Origin of the sequence: Pseudomonas sp. SB113 (genome assembly GCF_040754745.1) — a bacterium.
In the GTDB taxonomy this organism is placed as follows: domain Bacteria; phylum Pseudomonadota; class Gammaproteobacteria; order Pseudomonadales; family Pseudomonadaceae; genus Aquipseudomonas; species Aquipseudomonas grimontii.
Genome location: NZ_JBFMHW010000009.1, coordinates 139,203 through 162,089, shown reverse-complemented (window position 1 = coordinate 162,089; position 22,887 = coordinate 139,203). Strand labels below are relative to the sequence as shown.

At 56.7% G+C, this 22,887-nt stretch carries 27 protein-coding genes and 1 pseudogene; 6 read left to right on the top strand and 22 right to left on the bottom strand.

The genetic code is table 11. The features are described from left to right. The first annotated feature begins 20 nt into the window (after positions 1 to 20). The 5 genes from AB1462_RS14395 to AB1462_RS14375 all read left to right on the top strand — a co-directional run bounded on the left by AB1462_RS14395 (position 21) and on the right by AB1462_RS14375 (position 3,737). Positions 21 to 572 carry a hypothetical protein gene (locus tag AB1462_RS14395; protein ID WP_367247047.1) on the top strand — a complete coding sequence of 184 codons (552 nt, stop codon included), beginning with the start codon at positions 21 to 23 and terminating at the stop codon, positions 570 to 572. Positions 573 to 860: 288 nt separating this feature from the next. Beyond that, positions 861 to 1,244 carry a hypothetical protein gene (locus AB1462_RS14390; protein ID WP_367247045.1) on the top strand — a complete coding sequence of 128 codons (384 nt, stop codon included), beginning with the start codon at positions 861 to 863 and terminating at the stop codon, positions 1,242 to 1,244. A gap of 77 nt (positions 1,245 to 1,321) precedes the next feature. Continuing rightward, on the top strand, positions 1,322 to 1,681 hold the full coding sequence (locus tag AB1462_RS14385) for a hypothetical protein (protein WP_367247043.1): 360 nt from the start codon (positions 1,322 to 1,324) through the stop codon (positions 1,679 to 1,681). A gap of 180 nt (positions 1,682 to 1,861) precedes the next feature. Further along, complete coding sequence (locus tag AB1462_RS14380; protein WP_367247041.1) at positions 1,862 to 2,893, top strand: hypothetical protein; 1,032 nt, start codon at positions 1,862 to 1,864, stop codon at positions 2,891 to 2,893. A 31-nt stretch (positions 2,894 to 2,924) separates the two neighbouring features. Next, positions 2,925 to 3,737, top strand: coding sequence for a hypothetical protein (locus AB1462_RS14375; RefSeq protein ID WP_367247039.1), 813 nt, complete (start codon positions 2,925 to 2,927; stop codon positions 3,735 to 3,737). A 272-nt stretch (positions 3,738 to 4,009) separates the two neighbouring features. Here the strand turns inward: AB1462_RS14375 and AB1462_RS14370 are convergent, their stop codons facing one another. From AB1462_RS14370 to AB1462_RS14315, 12 genes and pseudogenes are all read right to left on the bottom strand, one after another. Further along, positions 4,010 to 4,741: a TIGR03747 family integrating conjugative element membrane protein gene (locus tag AB1462_RS14370; RefSeq protein WP_367247037.1), complete on the bottom strand. Its 732-nt coding sequence runs from the start codon at positions 4,739 to 4,741 to the stop codon at positions 4,010 to 4,012. Positions 4,742 to 4,830: 89 nt separating this feature from the next. Further along, positions 4,831 to 6,936, bottom strand: coding sequence for a type IV conjugative transfer system coupling protein TraD (gene traD / locus AB1462_RS14365; RefSeq protein WP_367247036.1), 2,106 nt, complete (start codon positions 6,934 to 6,936; stop codon positions 4,831 to 4,833). Positions 6,937 to 6,945: 9 nt separating this feature from the next. Next, positions 6,946 to 7,461, bottom strand: a complete 516-nt coding sequence (locus AB1462_RS14360) for an integrating conjugative element protein (protein ID WP_367247034.1) — start codon at positions 7,459 to 7,461, stop codon at positions 6,946 to 6,948. Further along, complete coding sequence (locus tag AB1462_RS14355; protein WP_367247032.1) at positions 7,458 to 8,006, bottom strand: lytic transglycosylase; 549 nt, start codon at positions 8,004 to 8,006, stop codon at positions 7,458 to 7,460. Before AB1462_RS14355 ends, AB1462_RS14360 begins: the two co-directional genes overlap by 4 nt. Continuing rightward, the gene (locus AB1462_RS14350; protein ID WP_367247031.1) at positions 7,988 to 8,707 is read right to left on the bottom strand and encodes a TIGR03759 family integrating conjugative element protein; all 720 of its coding nucleotides are present in this window, start codon (positions 8,705 to 8,707) and stop codon (positions 7,988 to 7,990) included. The genes AB1462_RS14355 and AB1462_RS14350 overlap by 19 nt, the downstream gene beginning before the upstream one ends. A 9-nt stretch (positions 8,708 to 8,716) precedes the next feature. Next, positions 8,717 to 9,388 carry a chemotaxis protein gene (locus tag AB1462_RS14345; RefSeq protein ID WP_367247029.1) on the bottom strand — a complete coding sequence of 224 codons (672 nt, stop codon included), beginning with the start codon at positions 9,386 to 9,388 and terminating at the stop codon, positions 8,717 to 8,719. Then, on the bottom strand, positions 9,385 to 9,927 hold the full coding sequence (locus AB1462_RS14340) for a PilL N-terminal domain-containing protein (protein ID WP_367247028.1): 543 nt from the start codon (positions 9,925 to 9,927) through the stop codon (positions 9,385 to 9,387). Before AB1462_RS14340 ends, AB1462_RS14345 begins: the two co-directional genes overlap by 4 nt. A 106-nt stretch (positions 9,928 to 10,033) precedes the next feature. Next, positions 10,034 to 10,779: pseudogene (locus tag AB1462_RS14335) on the bottom strand (ABC transporter substrate-binding protein). A 52-nt stretch (positions 10,780 to 10,831) separates the two neighbouring features. Beyond that, positions 10,832 to 11,326 carry a DNA repair protein RadC gene (radC, locus tag AB1462_RS14330; RefSeq protein WP_367247027.1) on the bottom strand — a complete coding sequence of 165 codons (495 nt, stop codon included), beginning with the start codon at positions 11,324 to 11,326 and terminating at the stop codon, positions 10,832 to 10,834. 100 nt (positions 11,327 to 11,426) lie between these two features. Next, the gene (locus AB1462_RS14325; protein ID WP_367247025.1) at positions 11,427 to 11,684 is read right to left on the bottom strand and encodes a hypothetical protein; all 258 of its coding nucleotides are present in this window, start codon (positions 11,682 to 11,684) and stop codon (positions 11,427 to 11,429) included. Positions 11,685 to 11,760: 76 nt separating this feature from the next. Beyond that, positions 11,761 to 12,342, bottom strand: a complete 582-nt coding sequence (locus AB1462_RS14320; protein WP_367247023.1) for an STY4534 family ICE replication protein — start codon at positions 12,340 to 12,342, stop codon at positions 11,761 to 11,763. A gap of 904 nt (positions 12,343 to 13,246) precedes the next feature. Further along, positions 13,247 to 13,588 (bottom strand): helix-turn-helix domain-containing protein, encoded by a 342-nt coding sequence (locus AB1462_RS14315; protein WP_367247021.1) that lies wholly within the window; start codon positions 13,586 to 13,588, stop codon positions 13,247 to 13,249. 209 nt (positions 13,589 to 13,797) lie between these two features. On the opposite strand from AB1462_RS14315, the gene AB1462_RS14310 reads away from it, so the two are divergent. Next, positions 13,798 to 14,055 carry a hypothetical protein gene (locus AB1462_RS14310; RefSeq protein WP_367247020.1) on the top strand — a complete coding sequence of 86 codons (258 nt, stop codon included), beginning with the start codon at positions 13,798 to 13,800 and terminating at the stop codon, positions 14,053 to 14,055. Between the two features lie 43 nt (positions 14,056 to 14,098). Here the strand turns inward: AB1462_RS14310 and AB1462_RS14305 are convergent, their stop codons facing one another. From AB1462_RS14305 to AB1462_RS14260, 10 genes are all read right to left on the bottom strand, one after another. Then, a complete protein-coding gene (locus AB1462_RS14305; protein WP_367247018.1) occupies positions 14,099 to 16,066 on the bottom strand; it encodes a DNA topoisomerase III in 1,968 nt (655 codons plus the stop codon). Between the two features lie 216 nt (positions 16,067 to 16,282). Next, complete coding sequence (locus AB1462_RS14300) at positions 16,283 to 16,753, bottom strand: single-stranded DNA-binding protein (protein WP_367247016.1); 471 nt, start codon at positions 16,751 to 16,753, stop codon at positions 16,283 to 16,285. Further along, positions 16,750 to 17,268: a DUF3158 family protein gene (locus AB1462_RS14295; RefSeq protein ID WP_367247014.1), complete on the bottom strand. Its 519-nt coding sequence runs from the start codon at positions 17,266 to 17,268 to the stop codon at positions 16,750 to 16,752. The genes AB1462_RS14300 and AB1462_RS14295 overlap by 4 nt, the downstream gene beginning before the upstream one ends. Then, the gene (locus AB1462_RS14290; protein WP_367247012.1) at positions 17,265 to 18,020 is read right to left on the bottom strand and encodes a PFL_4669 family integrating conjugative element protein; all 756 of its coding nucleotides are present in this window, start codon (positions 18,018 to 18,020) and stop codon (positions 17,265 to 17,267) included. Before AB1462_RS14290 ends, AB1462_RS14295 begins: the two co-directional genes overlap by 4 nt. 144 nt (positions 18,021 to 18,164) lie before the next feature. Next, positions 18,165 to 19,352, bottom strand: coding sequence for an STY4528 family pathogenicity island replication protein (locus AB1462_RS14285; protein WP_367247010.1), 1,188 nt, complete (start codon positions 19,350 to 19,352; stop codon positions 18,165 to 18,167). Continuing rightward, positions 19,349 to 19,897, bottom strand: coding sequence for a DUF2857 domain-containing protein (locus tag AB1462_RS14280; RefSeq protein WP_096143076.1), 549 nt, complete (start codon positions 19,895 to 19,897; stop codon positions 19,349 to 19,351). The genes AB1462_RS14285 and AB1462_RS14280 overlap by 4 nt, the downstream gene beginning before the upstream one ends. Continuing rightward, positions 19,894 to 21,465: a ParB family protein gene (locus tag AB1462_RS14275; RefSeq protein ID WP_367247008.1), complete on the bottom strand. Its 1,572-nt coding sequence runs from the start codon at positions 21,463 to 21,465 to the stop codon at positions 19,894 to 19,896. The genes AB1462_RS14280 and AB1462_RS14275 overlap by 4 nt, the downstream gene beginning before the upstream one ends. 14 nt (positions 21,466 to 21,479) lie before the next feature. After that, positions 21,480 to 21,689 (bottom strand): hypothetical protein, encoded by a 210-nt coding sequence (locus AB1462_RS14270; protein WP_367247007.1) that lies wholly within the window; start codon positions 21,687 to 21,689, stop codon positions 21,480 to 21,482. A gap of 85 nt (positions 21,690 to 21,774) precedes the next feature. Continuing rightward, entirely contained in the window at positions 21,775 to 22,617 is an 843-nt protein-coding gene (locus AB1462_RS14265) for a ParA family protein (protein ID WP_367247005.1), read from the bottom strand. Positions 22,618 to 22,621: 4 nt separating this feature from the next. Continuing rightward, entirely contained in the window at positions 22,622 to 22,852 is a 231-nt protein-coding gene (locus AB1462_RS14260) for an AlpA family phage regulatory protein (RefSeq protein ID WP_367247003.1), read from the bottom strand. Positions 22,853 to 22,887: the final 35 nt, after the last annotated feature.

The following is a 22,887-nucleotide window of genomic DNA, read 5'->3' as shown; positions in this document are numbered from 1 at the left end:
GCATTAATATGGAAATCTTGATGAGCAAACCGCTGCCAAATGTTCCAAGAACGGACGACACTCGATTTCAGGATTTTTGTGATTTTTTGCGCAAAACAAAGGTTCTTCCTGCGAAAGGTTTGGCTACTTCTAGCTATGTGGATCACTTATCAGTTCTTGTCGTACCTGTCGATCCACAGCCAAATTGTGATATTTCTTACTGCTGGTTTAACTGCATTGACCACCAGCTTTCAAATGGTGGACAGGTTGTATATGGCTGGTCGCTCTGGCAGCGAGGGGACGTATTTATTGCGCAGCATCACGCGATCTGGCGAAATGAGGAGGGCGAACTCCTTGATCCAACGCCAAATGAGGGGTTGTCTGCTCAAGCACTATTTATGCCGGATAACCGTGCACCGTTTGACGTCGAGCGGTTGAGGACACCACCGAACCTAGAATGGAAGTCCAATGGCGACTTCAAATGGGTAGCTGGGAACTACCATGAAAGCTTCTTCTTCATCGGAGCAATGGAACCCACCGAGGCGCAATCAGGCCGTATCAAACGCATACATCAGCGACTCGGCTTGATATGAAACTAGGTCCACCACCAGCTCCGTTCTTTCGGGGCTACTGCAATACGAAGGGGGCAGAGTGCTTCAAACGTGGCCCTAAATACGGTTGAACACCCTAGCTCGAAAATCGTCGGAGTTCAGCGTGAGTGGCTGCAAGACTGGGTCATGGAGTTGGTTCATGCGGCCCAGGACGGCGACACTATGTCCAACCAGATAAATCGCCTAGGTATACTCCAAGCCCCGCTTTTGTGCGGGGCCGAGCGAGTAGAAGGACGTGGTTTTCGCGTCCAAAAGAATGGATTTCTACAAATGAACGACCAATCTGAACTTTCCCTTCGTTTAATCCCAGCGCCAGATGACCTTGCCAGATTCGGAGCTGATTATCAGGCTGAACTGCGTCAGTTTAAGGGCCAGCTCAAAGCCGCAAGTGTTGATGCGGATACTCGCTTTGCCGTGTTCGATAGTCCGGGCACTGTCGGTGGTATGACGGGTGAGTTTCTCATTCCAGCAGCTCAAATAATTGTCCCTGCTCTTAGCGTTGCAGCTGTTGCGTGGATGAATGGACGTGCCGGCCGCAAGCTTCGGTTGAAAGTGGGTGACATCGAGCTTGAAGCCAGCACACAAGAAGACATCGATCTTCTTTTGGCAAAAGCATTGGAACTGAAGACATCTCTGATGCGACAGTCCGAATAGTAGGAAGTCCACGGCCCCTTCACTGGGGCTAAGCCAGTAGAAGAATGCGACTTTTAGCACTCTAACGAGGAAAAATGATGGAAGATCAATTCAACGCTTCAGACGGCAACAGTTACATGATCACTATTGATGATGAGGGCGACGTGATCAACGTGACTAGGGGTGGAGCATTGGTCGGAAACATTCGCCTCGACTACAGAGATGATGAAGACGATACGGGCGCTCCAGATCGATACCATATCACTCATCTAGCTCTCGATGCCTGCAAGGGACTAGGTATTGGCCAGCGCTGCCTTGAGCTGCACAGGGAATGCTTCGGCTTCCCTCTCACTGCCGGATATGCGGGTATTGGCCAGTCCTCTGATGGGAGCCACCTTACGGGTGATGGCCCCGCCTTCATCGCGAAGATGCGAAAAAAAGGGATCGTCTGCCCTTAGCGCGAGGGCGGCAGACACTCCGCCTCTCTGTTTTAGGCACGACTATCAGCTACCCCCTGGCTCTTCAGGATTGGTCGAATACTCCCCTCAATACGGTCGCCGTCAGTAATGAGTAGCAGTACAGGTCAAGAGTTGATGCGAATAGGTTGTTCTCGACAGCCACAGATCAAGGAATACACCATGGATGATGATCGAGCTATAGAACTCTACGCCCAGTTCCGAGCCAGCTACCAGACGAAACGGGTGCACGATATCGTGCAACAGCCAAACTTGTCTGGCGGACAGACAATGACGGCCCCAATGATCCCGTACATTGAGAGCGCTGATGATTTCCTGCGCGAACTCTTCAACTCCGTGAACGACTTTCGGCGCTGGATTAACACGCTCGATGCTTGGAGGCAGGTATACGAGAGCTGCGATGAGATTGAACGTCTCTCGCTGCTGGTCGAGCACATACGCCCCTATTCGACTCTAGCGCTAGGAGGCCCACAGGCCATTCGGGGCCGAATAATGTACGCAGCTGCCATTTGCTGCGGCCACGCCAACTACGTTCTCCATGGTGACAATCCCAATTTGCAATGGGACGGCGTTCGCAACCTGAACATGAAGATAGCCTCAGGTATTGGACAACCATGGGCGAATTGGAAGGAGTTGGCCCCCATCCTCAGTAATAAGCTGGGTTACGGTGCCATCCACGACCTGACGGACAACTACCGAAACCATCATGAGCATGGTCATCCCCGCAACATCGGTATGGGCCTTACGGCTTCCGTAGCGGTATCAGCCAACGAAAAGGGGCAGCGCATGTGGTCGTTCGGGCCTCGGGAAGCGATAACGCTTGAAACAGTGATAGAGCAAACGGCTGAACAGCATGCGCTGGCTGTAGAGGCCTACAACCTCCTTTGCGCATTGGCCAAAGAGCAGTTTGAGGCGTTAATGCAATTCACGAATTCGCTGTATCCCTTCAGCCCGCTGCCAGTGATTGACGGCCCTTGGAAAGGTAAGAAGCAGGCCTACTCAATCGGTACGTTTGAGGTGCAAGGGATCGAGATTGCTAACCCGTTGACTATCCTCCAGGCCGGTGTCGAGCGGGTGCGCTATTACCGACAGAAGAATACAAGCGGCTGGGTCTGGAGCATCGAAGTGCCGGAAAATGCTTGCGAACTGTTACGAGCTGCGGAAGCTGAAATTCGCCGCTTTTTTCCCGATTGACTGATACACCAATGTTTAAGGAAAAAACAGCATGGCAATCATCTACGATGCGGAACCGCAACCCAGAACTCAAGTGTCCTTGTCACTTCAGCAGGCGTGCGACGACTATTGTCACTTCATCACTTACATCCTTGAGCCTGCAAGGGACGATCTGGAAACGAAGGTCAGGAGGGACGAGGTTACGCTCCACCAAGTGTTCGGCGTAAACCTGATTTTGGCTCACAGCGTGGACTACTTGCAGGCTGTAAGATCTGCAGATGGAATAACAGAAACACGCAAGGACCTGGTAACAACTTTCGATGAGAAATTCTCGGTGCCCGGTGCGTATCTCGGTAACCGTAAAATGGAACTGATAGACGCGATCAACAATGCCCTGAAGCACATCCGTGTCGATCCCTCGCGATATAGGAGTTTAGGCGAACGCTACGGACAGATTTCGTTCCAGAGTCTAGTGGAGGATGAGGGACGCGTCATGTGCCACCTTGAGAACTACCGATTCGACTACTGCCGTGTGGTGCTTCTGCCGGCTCTAAGGGCATTGTCGAATTGGGAGTTTGATAGTACTGAAGAAGTTTTGGAATTCGCGAGGGGAGGATTCATCGTTATGGAGGCGTCGCATCATCCTGACATCTTCGACCCCTACGATCCTTCGACAGCAATCGATCAGATGATAGAGCTCTGTTCTCCCCCATGTAAAAACTGCGAGGAGGCAGCCGATGAATGCCGCTGTTCACGGTACGTATTTGCCGGAGAGCACGGCCGATTCGAGCCGCTTTATACTGCCTCGGCGGGTGAAATCGACGAGTTAATGAGCCACATATCTCCCTCATACAGCCGTGCATAGGAAAACTTGCCCCACCTCCATCCCGCTCAGTGCGGGTTGCCTTTTCATCTCCCCATTTGCCGGGGTGTGTCTTCTCGTCCGTCGAAGACACTTCCAATGCTGTTCCAGGGTAGTCCCTCTCGCCGATGGCGAGCCTCCAGTACACCAGGATCTCACTCGGAAATTCTGAACTGCGGCAAGTTAGGCTCGCCCTACGGGGCGCTCACCGCGGTCCATTTGAATGCCAGCGTCATCATATCGACTGAAATAGAAAATTAGCACTTGTGCCGCACTCAAATGTATTTTTTGAATGTCGCCGCAGTAATAGCCATGGTCACCCCGAGCATCACGGAGCAAGGTAGGAATACCGCCATTGGACTGATCGAAAAGGGTAGAGATAGGTAAATGATCCAGGGCACGATCAGCAGTGGTATCACTGCGCGCTTGGCGCGGTGATAGACAAAACTGCTCTCACGGCCCGCGCCAAATTTGCGCAGGTCACGGCGCATCAAGCCATCCACAAAACCAGTGAATATGGCCAACAGAAACAAGGGTGTGGCTAGGACTAGAATGGTCAGGCGCACCACGAAGGTAAAGGTCACATACACTGCGACCAGTACGAAATCCTCAATGCTCACGTACAGCTGATTGGTCCAACTCCAGAAACCGTTGCCGCGGCTCGACTCCCGCGCCTGCCGGGCAAAATCCGCAAAGCCAGTCTTGACCAGCAGCCACTGATTTAGATAATCCAGTACTTGAACGATCGTTTGCCCGGGTTGTTGGAGGATGAGTGAAGCTTTGAAGTGCTCGCTGAGCCATCCCAATTCGCTATTCAACATGGCCTGGCTGTGGCGCCAACCCTGATCGCCCCAGAACAGTAGCAGTCCGACGAACTCGGTGAGGATCGAGAACAGCAACGAGGCAATCAGCAGTCCGATGATGCGCAGGACCAGGCTGATCGCCGAGATGAACAACCCCGGGCGCTGGATCGGTTGTGGCGGCGTGTTCTGGACGGAAGTCGCCATCGTTCACTCCATTGCGCGCTGCAGTGTTGATGTCGTCACGAGGCCTTCTGGATAGTTTTTGCTGAATCGAAACCTGTGGCAGGGGCGGGCTACCCCACCTGATCCAGATTGAAGTTTGTTGTTGGGCCGCCACCGCTTGCGCTCCACCATTGCCCCGCCTGCTCGTTGTAGGCGGCCCGCATTCGCTGGGTGAGCTCCTGCAGGTCCTTGGGCATGGCATCGTCGTTGGAGGGTTTTGGCAAAGGCATGCGGACTTTCCAGAGCTGCCCACCGGCCTGGAAAGAGAACATCTGTCCCTTGGGCAAACTGACGATATGAGCAGGCTCGATCAACGGCACGCTGGTACTGCTGACGCGGTCTTGGGAGGACGAGGTGAAGTCCGTGTTGGCCTCAGGATAGGAGGTATCGGTCGCCCCGGAGACCAGGGTCTTGGTCAGCACGTTAACCTTGGGCAACTGCTGGGTGAGCAGTTCAGCAGTGGCGGTCTCGCGTACGCGGAGCATCTGCAAGGTGTTGAAGTTACCGATGACCTGGCCGGCCTTGGCGCGGTTGCCGATTCGCGCTTCGATATCGCTGAGGGTCTGGGTGTAGGCCGTCACCTGGATGCCGGCCCCGCCGCCCTTGTTGATCAGCGGGATGAATTCATCACCCATCAACTCGTTGAACTCATCGGCGTGGAGGTTGATTGGCAACTTGTCACTGTTGTTACCCGATTGGGGTAGGCCATGGTCGATGCCGTGTTTGTAGATGTGTCCGGCGACCGAGACCAAGTCGGCGAACATGGAGTTGCCCACCGCGGCGGCCACCTCGGCGTCGGTCAGTGCATCCAGGCCGACGTAGACGATGCCGCGTTTTCGGATGATCTGCATCCAGTCGAAGATTGGCCGCGGGTCATCTAGGTTGGTGTAGTTGGGGGCCAGCAGTTGGGCGGTCTTGCCGGTGGTGAGTTTCTCCAGCAGCGGCAGTAGCGAGGCAACGATTTTGTCGAAGTAAGTACGGTCGTAGCGTACCGCCGAACGCAGTCCGTCCAGTACCGGATCAAATACCCGCTTCACTGCCAGGTACTGCTCTATGGCCACCACGCGCTTTTCGCGTCCCACCATATGCCGGGGAATGTTTTTCTCGGTGAGTTTGCCTTCAAGTTGGACGATCACTTCCCAGGCTTTCGGATCGGTCTTGGCGAAAAACTGCTGAGCGTATTCGATGAACAGCGCGTCTATATTGACCACATGTCGCTGGATCTGCAGGTAGTCCGGACGCCGGCCGAGCTCGATCAGGGCACGGGCGATGATATTGACGAAGCGCCAGGCGAACTCACGGAAGGCCGCAGAGTTACCCTCACCACTGAGCTGCCCGGCGATGCGTGACGCCACTTCCGAAATGCGTCCGAAACGTCCCACCGCGTTGTAGCGCGCGGAGATCTCCGGCCAGCCCAGATGGAAAACATAGAATTCCTTTTCCCGACCGGCCCGTTTGGCTTCGACATACATCCGCTTGAGCAAGTCAGCATCGCCTTTCGGATCGAAGACGATTACTACCTCATGTTCGATGCGATGAATGTCCTGGGTGATGTACACCTCGGCGAGTCGCGTCTTGCCGACACGGGTAGTGCCGAGCACCAGGGTGTGTCCGACCCGTTCGCCCAGCGGCAGACTGACTTCCGTTTCATCGGGCTCGACCCCATGCAATAGTGGCGAGCCACCTACCGAGGGCAAAGGGCGCAACGGATTGAACGCACTGTCCCAGGCCGTGACACGGGCCAGTATCGAGAGTGGAAACGGTACATGCTCCAGGCGCCGTTCGAGTCCACGGGCCAGACGGTAGCTGGTCGGTTGGTCGACATAGTGGGCGACCGCCGGATCCTGGGCCTCGACCAAGCGCTGGGTGTGCAGACGGGTCCAGCGAAAGCCGCGACCCATGAACAAACGCTTACGACTGACCGGAATCTGCCGACTGGTCAGTTCGTAGCGGGGCAGCCGGCGGATATTGCGTCGATAGCGCAACACCTCCCAGGCTTGTCGCAGGCGGATCAGGCCGAACAAGGCATAGGCCAGCGCCGCAACCTGCCCGATCTCGGGTGACAGGGCCACGGCCCAGGGCGAGGACATGCACAGCATTGCGGCCGCGATGCAGATCGCTACGGTGTACAGCTCCACCGCTGGCCGGAGCTTGGATTCCATCGCATGCTCGGCCATGACCTGGACTCACTGTTCCAGTGAGGTGGCAGTGATCAAGACGGGGTAGTGCTCGATCTGCAAGCGGGTGGCGATGTCGTTACCGTTGATCGGCAGGATGGTGAGGTTCGGACCGGCTGTTCGAATCCGCGCCAAAGCTTCGGTGTCGGCCACTTCGACGGCGAGGCCGGCCGCGCCCATTTCGTGCAGTTCGGCCGCGCGTTGACGCAACCAAGCCAGTGACTGGGGATCCTCCCCGACGAGGAAAAATGGTCGCAAGCCTGGCATGTTCAGGGCGCGAGACGTGATCTGGCCGGGGCTCAAGTGAGAGCTGCGGACGGGCAATATCCAGGCTTCATCGGCAAATGTGGACAGGTCCGCATGCATGGTCCGATCAGGCTGGGTCTTGTTGTTTAATGACGGCCTGGCAACTTGAAAATGGGGTCGGGTGAAGTCGCTAGGCTGATCCCCGGCTACGGTCAGTTCCGACTGGGCGAAAGGTGCCAAGAGCAGGATGCAATAACAGACATTGGGGATTCGCTTCATGGTGGTATGCCCTGTTCAAAGGAAACCAGCAACCGTTCGAGTTGCCGGGAAAAGCCTGCGCGATAACGCGCGGCCGGCGTTCCTCCTGCCGGACGGTGATAGCGCCCGGCAGCCAAGACCCAATCACCGGTGGCAGCGTGATGCTCCTGCAGCAGCGCGGCGGTCACGGCGAGATTTCGGTAGGGATCAAGGGCTTCGCAGGGGCTGGAAAAACGTTGTCCGTGGTAACCCAGATTGGTTTGCCCGAGACCGGCATCGACCCGCTTGGCGTCATGTCGGGTGAGTGCCTGAAGCAAGGCGTGACAGGCGGCCTGGCGAGTGGCGAAGCGGTAGGGTGTTCCGGCGATGTTCAGGGTCCAAGGCCAGGGCAGCAGTCGACCCCGGACGCGGATACCACTCTCCTGCAGGGCAATCGCGAACAGCACCGTAGAAGGGATGTCGGCGTCATGCGCCACCAGTTGGTAGGCTGGCGGCGGAAGCTCCTCGGCCTGAGCCGCCAGCATCGCCAACATCAGCGCAATACCACTCAGTCGAGGCGTTGCCATTGTCCATTCACCTCTTGAAATGTGGCAGGCAATGGCCCCGGGGCTCCCAGGCTGAACCAGCGACCACGGTCATGGTTCAGGGTGATCTGCCGGCGTTGGACCTTGGCCGGATCAACGTCTGCTTGCCTAGCCCAGCTACGGACGCGTTCATCCTCGCCTTGGCTGCCCACCAGGTAGATATCGAACGCCATGCCACTGCTTTGCAGACGCTGGGCTTCGGCGGTGCACGCTGGGCAGTGGTCCTCCACAAACAAGGCATGACGCGGCATGACCGCTGAGTTGGCAGGGGACGGGGATGCTATGCCCTGGATCGGCAGCAGCCCGGGAAACAGCTTGGCCCAGGCCGCGGTGTAAGCGTTTTGGTAGGCCAACTCGCGCTCAGCGCGTATGGCTTCCAGCGCTACCTGTAATTCGGCGTAGCGCTGGCGCTCTTGGTCGGTCTGGGCCTCGACCCCGAGTGCGGTCAACGGATCGAGGTTCGGGCTCCAGAAACCGCGCGGGCCGGCTTGGATCTGTTCGAAGCGCGTCCACTCCTGCTCCGTCAGACCCCAGCTCGCCGCCTGTTCAGAGTCAGAACGCCCCAGGGGAGCGGACTGCGTGTCCTGGATCCGTGACTGTGTCGCGACAGGGTTGCCCACCGCAGCGCCCATGGCCAGTAGCGAAGCGAGACAGACAACGGTGGGCAGTAGCGCTCTGTTCATGATCACTACTCAAGGGAGGTGCACGGTCTGATCTGGCTGAGCGGCCACCGCGAAGATGGCTGAGTTCGGCTCCAGTATTTTCAGGCGCCAAGCCCCTTGCTGCTCACCGCTATGTAGCAGCCTGACATCCGTGAGCGAGCGACTGTCATGAGGTGCGACCACCAGAAAGCGCTCACCACCGCGGGACTCGACACTCAATACTGAAAACGGTGGCGAGAGCGGGGTGGGTTTGGGGCGAGCGGTCTTTTTCGTGTTGGTCGCAGAAGGCGTCGGCGATGGGGGTGATGGCTGGGTCTTGTGCTCCAGGAGCTGCTGCTCGACCTGTTCAAGGCGTGCGCGCAGCGCTGTCAGGTCTGCCTGGGTGGCGCGGGCTGCGAGACCATCACGCAGTTCCTGTATCTCTTGCGCCCACTGATCCAACATCGGATCGAGGGTATTGGCCTGTTGCTCACCAGTATCGACCATCTGCTTCAGGTCTTTAAGCGCGTACTGCAGCTTCTCCTGGGCATCCTTGAGGGCGCTTGAATCATGTTGCAGGGTGTCCAGGGTTTGTCGGTGTTGGGTGTTCGTGCTCTGCAGTTCGGCCACGCGTTGATACTGGTTATACAAACCACCGCTCAGGCCGGCGACCGCCAAGCAAAGCAGCCCAATGATGAGGGTTTGAAACGTCGAGGTTCTCATGGGCGTGCCTCCAACAGATGGGGCGAGACGGGTGTGATCAGCGCGACGCCGGCCGCCGTTTTCTGCTGTTCGAAGCAGACTGAACGGCTGACTTCGTCGGTCGTGAGTTGCCAGGCGGGGCCAGCGAGCACTTGGAGCGCGCGGCGCAAAGAGATCGGGCCGAGCCGGTAATGGGCCGCGGGCAGGGGCCGAGTAAACAGCACCCTCACCGACGCGGTAACGGGGCAGAGCGCATAGCCCGAGCGCTGCAATACGTACTGCAATGCATCCTGCACTGAAGGGTTCAAGCTGGACGGGATGCTCACGTCAATGATTTGGGCAAGAAGATCGCGTTGTTCCGTGGTGGGCTCGGTGCTGACCAGCGTGTAGCGGCCATAACGAAGCTCTGCCGGATGGCTTTCTTCGGCTATGCCCTTCGAGTGCTGGGCCCGATTGGAGTAACTGTCGATCTCTGGATTGGTCGGCAAAGGGTTGGGGATTTGCGCGGTGCAGGCGCTCAACAAACCCAGCAGGCAGACAGGCGTGAAAAAACGCTCCATGGAAAAAACCTCATGTCAGATTCAGTGCAAAACCTGACATGAGGTGAAGGGACGATTCAGTGAGAAAGTTGATTCAAGGCGAGTCGTGTTAACGCTGAACGCGTTGCTATTCATCAAAAATGGCGAGCCCATTCAAGATGGCAGCGTCGGGGTCGAAGATTAACAATCGCACATCCGCTAATGCCGCCAGATACAGTACGTTGACCAAGGCTTCCGGCGTGCCTGCGTCGAGTTGCTCTTGTCTCAAGCTCGAATAACGGTTGCCCTCAATGTTCAACAAGTTATCGTCCGTCCATGGCGTGCCGATCAGTTTGCAACCGATACCGCAGCAATCTGGCAGCGTAAAAAGCTCGAACAAAAGGCCGGTCTGCCGCAGAGCGAAGTTACTGACCCACTCTGCAGATAGAACATCGCTGCTTCGGGAAGGTGTGCGGTGCTGATTTCCCAGGCTCGACTGTAGTGTCCCGTTTCGAAGCTCAAGCGATGGACCATGGCTTGTGCCTCTTCCAGGGAGTACAGATCACCGAGGTGATGCCGCTCGTTGAGCATTTCACCCGTCACAGCGTAGATTACTTGGCGCACTAGCCCGGTGGACTGGCAGCGTTCATCCAAATCATCCGAAATGGATTGGCCTTCGCTGATCACGGCGAAATCGTCATTGAACAGGCAGGGGAACAGTTGCAGCTCGTCGTCGGACAGATGGGCCTGTGCGTCGTGTACGGGTCGACAGCAGGGAGGGCAGTCGTCTTCGTAGGTGATCAGTAGCAGCCGTTCGATATGAAGGTTGTCGTAACCGCGAGTAAATGGGTTGGAGGCCGTCAGCAGGGCTGCAGCTTGGTGTGTGGGGTTCATGAAGGTTCTCCAGAATGATAATGGACAAGGCGCCCGAAGACGCCTGTGAGGGTTAAAGCCAGCCATGTTCGGCAAGAGAAAGTGGACGACCTTCACCCACGATGAAGTGATCCAGTACGCGCACTTCGATCAAGGCCAAGACCTCTTTCAGCCGTGCAGTCAAGACGTGATCCGCCTGGCTGGGTTCTGTACAACCTGAGGGGTGGTTATGAACAAAAATGGCGGCCGCGGCGTTATGCGCTAGGGAACGCTTAACGACTTGGCGGGGGTAAACACTGGCGCCATCAATGCTGCCCTGAAAGAGGACTTCGAACGCCAACACCCGGTGCTGGGCATCGAGAAATATCACACCGAAGACTTCATGCTCTTGTTGCACAAGATGCAGTTTTAGGTATGAAGCCACGGCGTCAGGCGACATCAGGTTAGGGCCGCGGGCGAACAGCCGACGATCCAGAATGTGCAGTGCTTCGTCGATCACCTGGTTTTCTTGGACGATACGATCAGCCTCGAAATCCGAGGTCTCAATCAGTGTGAGTTGGGTTCTCATGGTGGTACCTCCGAAGGGAACAATCAGGGGTACACGCCCGAGGGGTGTGTTGTCCCCGAGGTGGGTGTGGAGTCGCGGGCGTTAGCAGATGGCGCGCTGTTTACAGCCGCGTGAATCGGTGGCGTTGACCGTGTAGGGACGAACCACAACCGTCGCAGGGCAATGGGGAAAAAGCTTTTATTCCCCAGCCAGTTTCGGGATCGAAGTCGGCACTGATGGGCATTAACCGAACCAGTCCTCGATGGATGCCGGCGATGCGTTTCTCAATTTCATCCGTCGTGTAATAGAGCGATAACGTGCTGTAGTCCTCGTAAGCAGTAGCGAACACGCAGTCGTCGCAAAGCCAGAAGGATTCCATGTTGGTTCTCCTGTGCGGATTGAAGAAAAGGCGCTCGACGGAGCGCCTTGATGTGATGAGGAACATCGTGGACTGTTCAGGCGGACTGAACGGTGCGGGTGGCATCACGGCGGGCCGTGCGGGGAGTGGGTGGAGATTCAGGTTCGACCCGAGCCTCTGTTGGGTTTGCGGTCTCCTCAGCTTCGGTATCAGCCGATGATGGGGATGGCTCACTGTTTGGCGCTTGCTCAGCAGGTGCTGTTACTTCCTGCCTGGCGGGCGCTTTGTATTCGAACGTGCCGTTGACCTTGATCCAGTCGATGAACAGCAAACGACCTTTCAGGCTGGCGCCCGGTTGGCCTTGTTTATCGCCTTTCTCGTAAAGAAACGGATCGATCCACAGGTCGCCGATACGGAACGACAGCAGGACTTTTTTCTCGGCTTTGACGGCGTCCATATAGAGACGAATCAAGCGTTCAGCTTCACCCCCAGCAACTTTGCAGTCGAAACGGGTGTACTCCACCGCATCGGTGGCACCGTGCAGGGCTGCAATATCGCAGGCCATGAATGGCTGGCCGCGGCGGACTTGTACTTCACGAACACGGTTGAGGTAGCCGATACCGACGGTGTGCAGATTGAAGTAAGTGGTCGCTTCTTGGGGGTGGTTGGCGTGGGCCATGGTGGTTCTCCTGTTTCAAGGGAAAACGGCGACGCACAGCCCCTGACGGGGAAGTGAGCCTCCGTCAGGGTGGGTAAGGTGAAGGCGAGCGATGAACGACTCGCCACCGGCAAGCCGATGACGATCAGAACGATGCGTCTGGGGGGAATAGCGGTGCAGCAGAGGAGCGTCTGCGGTGGTGATCCGCAGACATGGGGTAGTGGGCATTCATCACCGCTGAAGCGGTAACCGCGCGAGCTTCCGAACGCTGATCGCACTTGGGTAAACCACCACGAACGTGGCGTAGCCTTGAAGGTTCAAGCTACCTGGGCTGGGCTGTCAACGACAGCGAACCACGCCCTTTGTATAAGCCTGTCACAGGGGAGCGTCAAGACGCTGCAACCCGATTTTTTATGGCCGGAATACGGTGGCAGTCACTGGAATGAGAAAAAGAAGAGCTGGCCTGGTGGGTCACCAGGCGAGGAACAGAAAAGCCACCTTTGACTGTCATACGCAGTCGAAAAGCTCCTCGCAAAGCTTGGTTTAACTGCGCCTTGATTCGTCAACCGACCCTTGTCGTGGCCTGGGTCGGAATATGCTGGCACGCATCCGCGCACAAAGGGTGCCCAGTGTTTCCCCGGCGGGCCCCGGGGCTGAATACGATCGCCGAGGCGAATGACCGCTGTTGCCTTGTAGAGGCAACACTGGTCATCCGCCCCCACGATCAGGTCGAGCACAAATCGGGAATGAAATCCCGCAGAGGAGAAGGCTCCGAACTCTAAGAGTCTGACCGAGCTGCCCGGAGCGAATCGGTCTTGGGTCGCCGTTGGCGATGATCCTGAGGCACTACAGCAGAGAGGGGGGACGACGTCAAGGCAGAGTGCGCCGCCTCAAAGACCCCGGTATCGGATGCGAGTGAATGAACTCACTTGTTGGCGAGATGAGTGGCCAATTGTTCGACAGTTGCCAGGATAAAGGCGCGATCACTTTCTTTCAGTCCGCGCAGCAGACCCGCGATCATCTGGCCTTGATCATTGGGACGATTGCTCGACTCCGTCAGCAGTTCATCCATTCGGCAGTCGAAAATGTCTGCCAGTTGCATTAGCTTGACCACAGAAAGCTCCACTACACCCCGCTCCAGGCGCGATATGGCTTCACTGCCGATCCCCATGCGCTCAGCCACCTCTTCCTGGGTCAGATTACGCTCGGTCCGGTGTTTCGCGATCATGCGCCCGATTTGGGCTTGGGTTGGATGTTTATGTGCCAAGTGATGAGTTCTCCAGTTCAACCCGAATGGTTGAGCAAAGACCCATTGACATGAACATCCTTAACGGTTGAGTATCGACTTGTTAGGTTGTTATATTGGCTGAAATCCCTTTGTAATGCGACGTGGGTTCTATTCCTCCAGGAATCAGAGTCCAGGGTGGCCCGTGAGAATGAATGGTCTGACAGGGCCAAACTGAGGAATGGTTGAGCATGGAAGATGAGAGCAAAGACGTCATGGATCTGATCTGGGATCGAACACTGGAGCTGTTCATCAAGATTCATGATTGCCCTGATAACCCCGAACACTTCGACAGCCTTGTCCGTTGGCTCAACGAAAATCCTGCTCACCTGAAAGCGTTCAACGAACTAGGGCAGATCTGGATTTCGACAGGCATCGCCTTGGCCCGTGAAATCGGACAACCACTCAGCGACTTAGAGAGGGATCAGCCGCCGTTGATGATGCACTGACCAGTACATCGTCCCCAATTTCATGTTGATCTCCACTGGCGCGTCATGGGCGACGCGTATCTTTTCTGATCGGCGCAGTGCCCTTGCAGTCCGGGTAGTGGGAACATGACCAGAACGGCCCTGATTTTCCCTTTCGCCTGAGCATTGAAGCGTTGCAAATAGGGCAGGCCGTACCGGCTTCTATAGGCATGGCTAAAGTAAGTGAGCCGTAGCGTGTGACCAACTGCGCAATCCAAGTCGCCTGCTTGGCGACGAACGCATCCAGTGTCAGACGTCCCGCTTCGATTTCGTCCAGAGCCTGTTCCCAGATCGCGGTCATACCCGGATCCGCGACTGCAGCAGGTACCGCCTCGATCAGGGTATGGGCCGTTGCGGAGGCCATCAAAGCGCGTTTTTTCTTCAGCAAATAACCGCGATCAATCAACCCCTTGATGATACCGGCTCGCGTGGCTTCGGTGCCGATACCGGTGGTGTCCCGAAGCTTCTGTTTCAGGCGTGGGTCGTTGACCAGCTTGGCCACATTTTTCATGGCCTTGATCAGATCGCCCTCGGTGAGAGGTTTGGGAGCGGCAGTGCGCATGGACTTGAGTTCGACGTCGTCCACTGTGCACTGCGTACCCTGTTGCAAGACTGGTAAGACTTGGGACTTGTGACTGGGCTCATCCTCTTCGGTGTTTTCGTAGAGCAAGCCTTTCCAGCCCTCGATCTGGATCTGTTTGCCAACAGCGGTCAATCGTTCTGCGCCACACTCTAGTTCGACCTGGGTCCGATCAAACTCATGATGTGGAAGAAACTGCACCATGTAGTGGTTGCGAATCAGTTCGTAGACTTGGCGTTCTTGTTCGGACATCCGCTCCAGATTCGCCGGCTCGGTGGTGGGGATGATGCTGTGGTGCGCGGTGACCTTGGCATCGTTCCACACGCGTGAGTGCTGTGATCGATCCAGTCTTCCCAATACGGGCAGCAGCGCCGGATCCGATTTGAGTAGGGCATCGAATACTGCGGGTACCTCGTTGAACATACTCGCTGGCAAATAGCGGCAATCGCTGCGCGGGTAGGTGGTGGCTTTGTGGTTTTCATACAGGGCTTGGGCGATGTTCAGGGTTTCCTGAGCGCCGAGTCCCAGCTTGCGTGAACAGACTTCCTGCAGTGTGCTCAGGTCGAAGGGCAGGGGCGGCGCTTCGCGGAAATGCTCCGTCAGCAGCGAGAGTACAATGGAGGTCTTATTACTAGAGATCGCTTGCGCCGCCTGACCGGCAGTTGCCTGCTGCAGGCAACGACCGGCCTCATCTCGCCCTGAGCTGGGTGGTTGCCACGACGCGATGAATGGTTGCCCCATTGAGGACAGGTGCACCTCCACGTCCCAGTAGGGTACCGAAACGAAGCTGGCAATCGCGCGATCCCGGTCGACCACCAGACGTAACGTGGGTGTCTGGACGCGCCCTACCGACAACACGCCGTCGTAACCCGCCCGTCGACCGAGGAGGGTAAACAAGCGACTGAGGTTCATACCGATCAACCAATCGGCTCGGCTGCGCGCCAGGGCGGAGTGGTAGAGCAGGAAGGTTTCCTGACTAGACTTCAGCGAGAGCAGTGCTTTGCGAATCGAGGCGTCATTAAGTGCGGACAACCAGAGGCGCTGGATGGGGCCTTGATATGTGCACAGCTCCAGTAACTCGCGGGCAATCATTTCACCCTCGCGATCGGCGTCGGTCGCGATGACGACGGTGGAGGCTTCACTGAGCAGGCGCTTGATGACTTTGAACTGCGCGGCAGTCTTGGGTTTGACCTCAACCTGCCACTGCGTGGGAATGATCGGAAGTTGGTCCAACGACCAGGATTTGTATTGGGCACCATAAGCTTCAGGTGGGGCTGTCTCCAGCAGGTGGCCGATACACCAGGTGACGGTTGAATCGGTGCCGATCAGGCAACCATCACCGCGTCGGGTGGCTCCGAGAACCTTGGCGATGTCACGACCTTGGGAAGGTTTCTCACAGAGAAAGAGACGCATAGAGCTGCTCCGGATTGAGTTCGGAGCAGCGTTATTGAAAACAGCGGTAGTGAGATATGAGAAACCTGAATGACAGGTTCCTCATATTTGTCGATGAAGGCAGTCATGGATAGGTCGGGCCTAGGTGTGGCGTGGGCAGCAGGGCGGATCTTCACGAGCAGCGAGTAATAATGGCCAGAAACTTCGCGTAGGCGCATTTTTTATGCCTAATGCCCGTCAACCTTGAGCCGACGGCTCTCTGCGCTTTTTGGACTTTGACGCAGACGACCTGGCATGGTCTGTAGTTTGCCCAACATCTGCCGCAGATGCGGCCGGTTCACTGGATCGATCCCGCATGACCACACTGTGTACCCGATGGGGTAGGATGCCGACTCGACGTGCCTCTATCTTGAACGTGACCCGCGCATTGTCTTCGCTGTCTTCCCACTCATCGCGCACTGTGCGGCCTTCGACTAGCACGCGCATGCCTTTCTGGTACAGCGTGCTCCAGTGTTCTGCCTCACGGTGCCAGAGCTCAACTGGCGCCCAATAGCCGCCCCGATCTTCATAGCTGCCCTCGCGTGGCACGGGGTTGTCGAAGTACACATTCAGCCGTAGCAAACGCCGTGGCTCGTCATTGCCTGATGAAAACTCCTGGAACTCTGGCGCACTGCCAATGTTGCCTTCGCCGACAAAAAAAGTACTCATCCTGATACCTCCACTGCGGTTGTGAGTTGGCGCAGTAGCCGTTCGGCACTGGCCATTTTGATCGCGCAGGTCGATGCCTGGCGGTATAGCGAATGCACCACGCTCATCTGCAAGTTCAGCGCAATGCGCTCGCATTCGAAACGGTGCAATTCCTCGCGTATGGCTTGCGGCAAGGCCTTGTTGGATACCTGGCGTTCCCAGACCGCCACCCCCATACGAGCGAAGTCACGGGTACGCCAACGCAAAAAGGTGCTGCCTGCACTGGTGCTCTGCAGCACCAATCGAATATCCAGCAGTGAGTAAGGATGTTGTCCGGCTTGCCGCACCACAGCCTCCATCAGATGACATAACTGCGCCTCGATTTCCCTCGCCATCTGCGCCAGATGGTCCAGCTCCCCCTTACCCTTAAATGGTTTTAAAAGGCCTTTTAGGGAGGCAGCGTGTTCGAGTTGTCGATAGGCATCCGGTGTTAATGCTTCGAGGGGCATTGGTTGAGCCGGTGTCATGGGACTCATGCTTCGTCCTCCAGCCCATCCGCCGCCGCAGATGGGGCTACCGCGTCCTCCACCCACGCATCAGCGTCATCCACCGTCACAACGCCACGACGAATGATCGGTGGCGCGAACTGGGAACGGCGATGCCCCTCAAGGATGTCCATGGGGGGCAACCCAAACTTTTCCATGGCCGCCAGGGCTCGGGCATTATTTGTGGCCATATCATCGCGCGTGACACCTGCAAGTCGATAACGCTGCGCCTGGCCGAACAGGCTGCGTAGTAGATGGGCACCGTCGTCTATCCAGGCTTCCATGTCTCTGCGACCAATCAAGGCGGTGTGATGGGCCAACAGGGTGTGGCGCACCAGCGTGTCGTAGTCAGTCAGCAGGTAGACGGCGAGAAACCCCAGTTGGCTACCGATGTACAAGGGCAAGGTGACGGGGTGGATATTGAGGTTATCGCTCATGTCGATCTGCGTCGGCAGGTCCCGTCTGATCTGATCCAATTGTTGGGTCAGCTCCAGCATCCCAGCCTTAGCCTGCAGCAGTTTTTCTTCGAGCTGCACGATAGCCCAATCGGCATAAGGGTCGTCCTGAGCTGCGGCTTGTTTGATCAGATTGGTGACGCTGATGTAGCCGGCCATGCCCATGATCGAATGGACGCCTTCACGTGCGGTTCGACCTTGCCAGATACGGGCGGCGTGGTGAGTGTGCAGTGTCAGGGTGATGCTGCTGCGCAACGAGCCCAGGTTGAGTTGGTAATGATCAGCCACGGTATTGTCCTCACATAAGCTTGGACGGGAACGTTGCGATAGATGAAGGGCAAGGACAGCCAAAAAGCTGAATGCGGTCTGCTCGGTTTGGTTCGAGACGGCTAATTTCTGAGACGCTCGACACTGATGCCAGTGGCATCAAATCTACTGACGTCCAGGGCGTTTGCCGCGCAGCTGACGCAACTCATTCAGGCACGCTTGGGCCAGGGCAGAGACGGGTTCGCCCTGTTTTCTTGGTCGGCGTGAAGGGACGGGTGGCGGTTCTGGAATAGGTAATGATTCAGACTGACTTGCCCAAGGACGAAAATCGCCTTTCAGCGCTCGCTGGATCAGACCCATCAGATACGCCGCTGGCTTGCGGATACCGCCAGCTGCACATCGCACGCCCGCTTCGTTGAGCACTGCCTGCCGATCCGCTGGTTTAAGCTTGTTCAGCGCCACTGCGACGGTCTGACGTTCGCTTGGGCTCAGTTGCAGCTGGTCGGGCCAGTGCAGGTTATCCACTGCTGGGGTCGCGCGCGGTACAGTACAAGTACTTTCTTTTAATACAGTACAGGCGGCGTTCGGTTTCCGAACTGCGCCGGAAACATTGGCGTTCAGACCCGGTTCGGAATCCGAACGAGGTCCCACACGATCCCGAACGCTGCGATCGTCACTCAGTTCGGAATCGTGTAGTACTTCATCGGTCACCTGATCCAGTTTTTGCGGTGTCCAGTGTTCGCCCCAGCTCTCAAGTGGGGTAGGTAGTCGACCCTGATCGATATCCGTGTCTTGGCGAATTTCTTCCACAATGTGCTGCGCGACAATACGCACAGCCTTGGTCGCGTGACCAAGGGCGTGTCCGACCAGCTCTAGGTAATCTTGATCCAGCTCCAGGGCTTCGGCGGGGGTTAACGGTTCATCGTGTAGGACGTACAGAGAGCCTTGTAGGCGCCCGCTGAGCTGATCGCGGCCACGACTCACCAAGCTGAGCCAGCGGGTCAGCCTGAGCATCGTCAACACGCGAGCGATGGTTTCACGGGAGGCTGATACCCCATAGGGCACGCTCGACAGGTAAGGCTGAAAATCCTCATAGCGCGGTGTAACCATGCCCTGGCCTTGCAACATGAGTCGAAACACCTGCCAGGCGTTACGCTCCAAAGGCGTCAACCGATTATCCAGCAGCAGGCGACGCGGCACGACTTCATGTGATTGGCCACTGAATAGAAAGGCAACCTGTAGAGCCTGGTTGGAGGGTTGTTCAGTGGTAGGGTGTTTGGGCCAGCGCTCACTCAGCTGTTGGGTGCATTGCTGCAAAACGCGCTGCCAGCGACCAAAAGAGGTAGTGTTCATGTTCCATTGCTGTACTGATCGATCTGTTGCCAAACAATGGTCAGGCTGATCTTTTGCTCCTCCGCTAACATCATCATCGCGTCGAGTTGATCCTCGGCACCGTCCTGAGCGCGTAATTGGCACCAACGCTGCCAGACCGCATGTTCCTGCGCTTCACTCAAGTTCTGGGGGCGACCCTTACGGGTTTCTATCTTGAGCAGGCGTCGGCGCAGGGCCGTTTCCGAATGCGCCAAGCCGAAGCACTGATACATGATGGTACTGCTGGCACCAAGCTTGAGCGCTCGGTTGATCAAGCGCTCGTTCTGCTCGTCGCGTTCGGCTTGGTCGATCAACCGATGTAGCACCGGCGAATCAATCTTGACCTCAACCCAGGGCACGGTGGCATAGGCCAGGCGTGACAGTGTGGTAGGTGGCAAAGATTGCAGCAGGTAGATGTCCTCTTCACCCAGTCCGAGTGCCTTGCATCGTTGCAGGTTGCCCAGGCGCACCTCATGAAGGACCTGGGTCAGCATGGCCTGGTTGAGTACATTGAAGGACAGGTTCATGGCAGCTCCCTTGGTGAGTCGTCTTCAGGGGTGAGCGTTAAGTCGATCAGGCGCCGGGCTAAGCGAATGAGGCGATACAGTTTTATTAGTAGACCGTCGGGCAATCGCTCCAGTCCCACGTCCAAGGCGGGACGATCTGGCAGCGGGAGTTGATAGACACCCAATAGCAGTTGTCCGAACAGGGCAGAGGGTAATTGTTTACGATCGTCCCAGTTCACTTCGTCTTGAGCGCGCATTAGGGCAAGGAGCATCAGGTGAACGCCGGTTGCACGAGGCGCTGCAAGATCCAGTTGCTCCATGTTGAGGGCGAAGCCCAAACCATACTTCTGATCGATGATGCTCTCGGGATGTCCGGCATAGGTCGCCATTTCCCGGGCCAATTCAGCAATGGCAAATCGCAGGGGCTCGGGGGTATCCAGTGTTGGGGCGATGAACCATATATCGTCGAACGTGCAGGTTTCGACGGTTGGTGCTGGTTCGGGGGCAGTGTCGCGATCAATCTGTTCGCGAATCTGTTGGATACGTGACGGAGAGTTGACTGCTGATGCGACATTTGTTTCGGGCAGCGTGAGCAGCTCCTCTCGCGCTGTGTCGGTCTGGGTTCTGGTCACAGTTGTTTTGGGTGAGAGAGGGCCCGCCGCGGTTTCATCAATACTAGACGGATGACTGTTCTCTGATGGTGTGACGACAACGCCAGGCGTCCGGATGACCCGTTGTGTATCGCTCAGCTCCAGGGACAAAATGCGGTAGGACTGTCCGAGTAAGCGGCTCATGCGTTCGAGCAGTTCATCCTGGACTCGCTCAAGATCAAAGGACTCGGGGTCGGCATCAAATTGGCCCAAGGTGTCGAGCCAAAACTCGGGGAACGCAATGGCGTCGGTTGGATAACGATTCCAGGTTTGTTCAGCCTGGCTACGCAGAGAGATCAGGCGCTCAATTTTGGGTTTACCCAATCCGGCATACAAGGTTTGTGGGATTGCGGGCAGCAGGTATTCGAGGGTGTCAAGCATCCGGCTGATGTGCGACTGTGAAATGGGGTAGCCCCCAGCGGCAAGACGTCGTGCCAGCTCGCGTTGCGAGAGTGTTTCTCCATCTGATTCGAGCATGATCTTGAGTTTGGCTACCGCCAGAGCACGTTCGATGAAGGTGAGTTGGCCGTGCAGATCGCTTTCGGCCAGATGGCCGAGCAGGGTGGTGATTTCATTGCTCCAGGGCCGGAACAGGCAATGAATGCGAAAGAAGCGCTCGTCGCGGGTTTCCTGCCACAGCTCGCCGAGAATCGCCAACCGCGTATTACCGCCGTTGCGGATGATGAAATAGTTTTCACCCGGGCGGCGGGTAATCGGAGGTGGTTGATCCAGCCCGCGCTCACGGATCGAGGCTTTTATATCGTCATAAAGTGGATTGCGGATGAAGCGTGGGTTGTGCTCGTAGGGCCGCAACTGCTCCAGCGTGACCAGCATTGGGGTGTCGATGATTGGATCGGATAGTCGCTCCAGTTCTGGACCCCGAGGAAAATGGTCCTGGTGCAATTTGTCGGTGATCTCCTCCTGACTGAGCTTCTTCATTTGAACCGCCTCAGTTAACGCCGGTTACGCAAATGGTCACCGACCTCGAACTTAACGATCTCGGCTGTTCCCGAACCTTCGAAATACCGAGACAGTTCCGCGAGAAACCAACCCATGGCTGAGCGCCCACGCTGCAGGCGAAAGACCACAGTGCAGTACTCTTCACTAGGTGGATGATCTTGCCGAATGGATGGTTGAACGATGATGGGAAACTGATCCAACATCAAAAGACTCCTCGCCAAACGCTGTTGGCCTCAAAGTTGAACAAACAAAATGATTTGGCGCGAAATATCGTCTTCGGAATTCGCCTTATCGAACCTCTGCGTATCTACTCACCTCAGAAATCGCTTCACGCCATTCCGGAAACAACTCGATGGCCAGCGCTTGCATGGTTTCCATTGCTGAGTGCGAGCGTCGTTCACGTGACTGGCGAGTCTCGATTCGGTGGGCCGGTAGACCAAGGGAGGCTGCATTGAGATAAGCCACTCGGTCTGGAACTACGGTGTCTAGAACTGAGATGTTGGGAGCCCCATCGAAGGCCTCGTGCAGGCCACGGATGATCATTCGCGTGTCTACTCGGATGCCATTTACCTGGTTCAGTAGCAGCTGCAACGGTGGCAGCGTAATACCCAGGTGACGAAATGGTTCGAGTTCACTGAACAGCCTTAAAGTGCCGCGGCGTAGTTCGCGGGCGGCTAGCATTTCCGGTGTGATGGGGGAGAGGGCGATATCGCAGGCGAGGATGGCCATCTCCAGCAGCACGCTACGTGCGCCTTGGGTGTCGATTAAAAGCAGGTCGTAACGGGGGCGGAAATCGTCGAGCAAATTGCGCAGACGTAATCGCCCGTCGGGGGCGTGCAGCAGTAATGTACTCAACTGGCCTTGAGCGTCGTTGGAGATGATTAGGTCGAGCCCTGCAATCACGGTCCTGGAAATAATCTGTGCAGGCGTTGTTAAGTTGAGTGCAATGAGCTCGTACGCGCCAGCAACAGCTTTCTGGCTCAAGGCGTAATAGGTGGAGAGGGTGGGTTGGCTATCCAGATCGAGCAGTAGGACGCGTAGACCTGCATCCGCCAGCAGACCGCCGAGATTGGCGGCTACAGTAGTTTTGCCGACCCCACCTTTGGTGGAAAGCACCGCGACCACACGCATGGCGTCAGCCCTGCTGGCGCAGGCGTTCAATGACCCATCGCTCGATTTCCAGCGAGTCCCAGCCAACTGCGCGCAGCCCAATGCGTTTGGCTTGAGGGAATTTACCTTCCCTCATCAAGTTGTAGATGTGCGCGCGCTTGAATCCGGTTTTTCGCTCCACCTCGTCACGCCGCATAATGTGGCGTTCTACCTGTGGTTGAAGTGTTTCATCTATAAGTGAGGGTTGGCTGGACATACTGGTCACTCCTGTCGGCGAATGGCTCCCAGTGG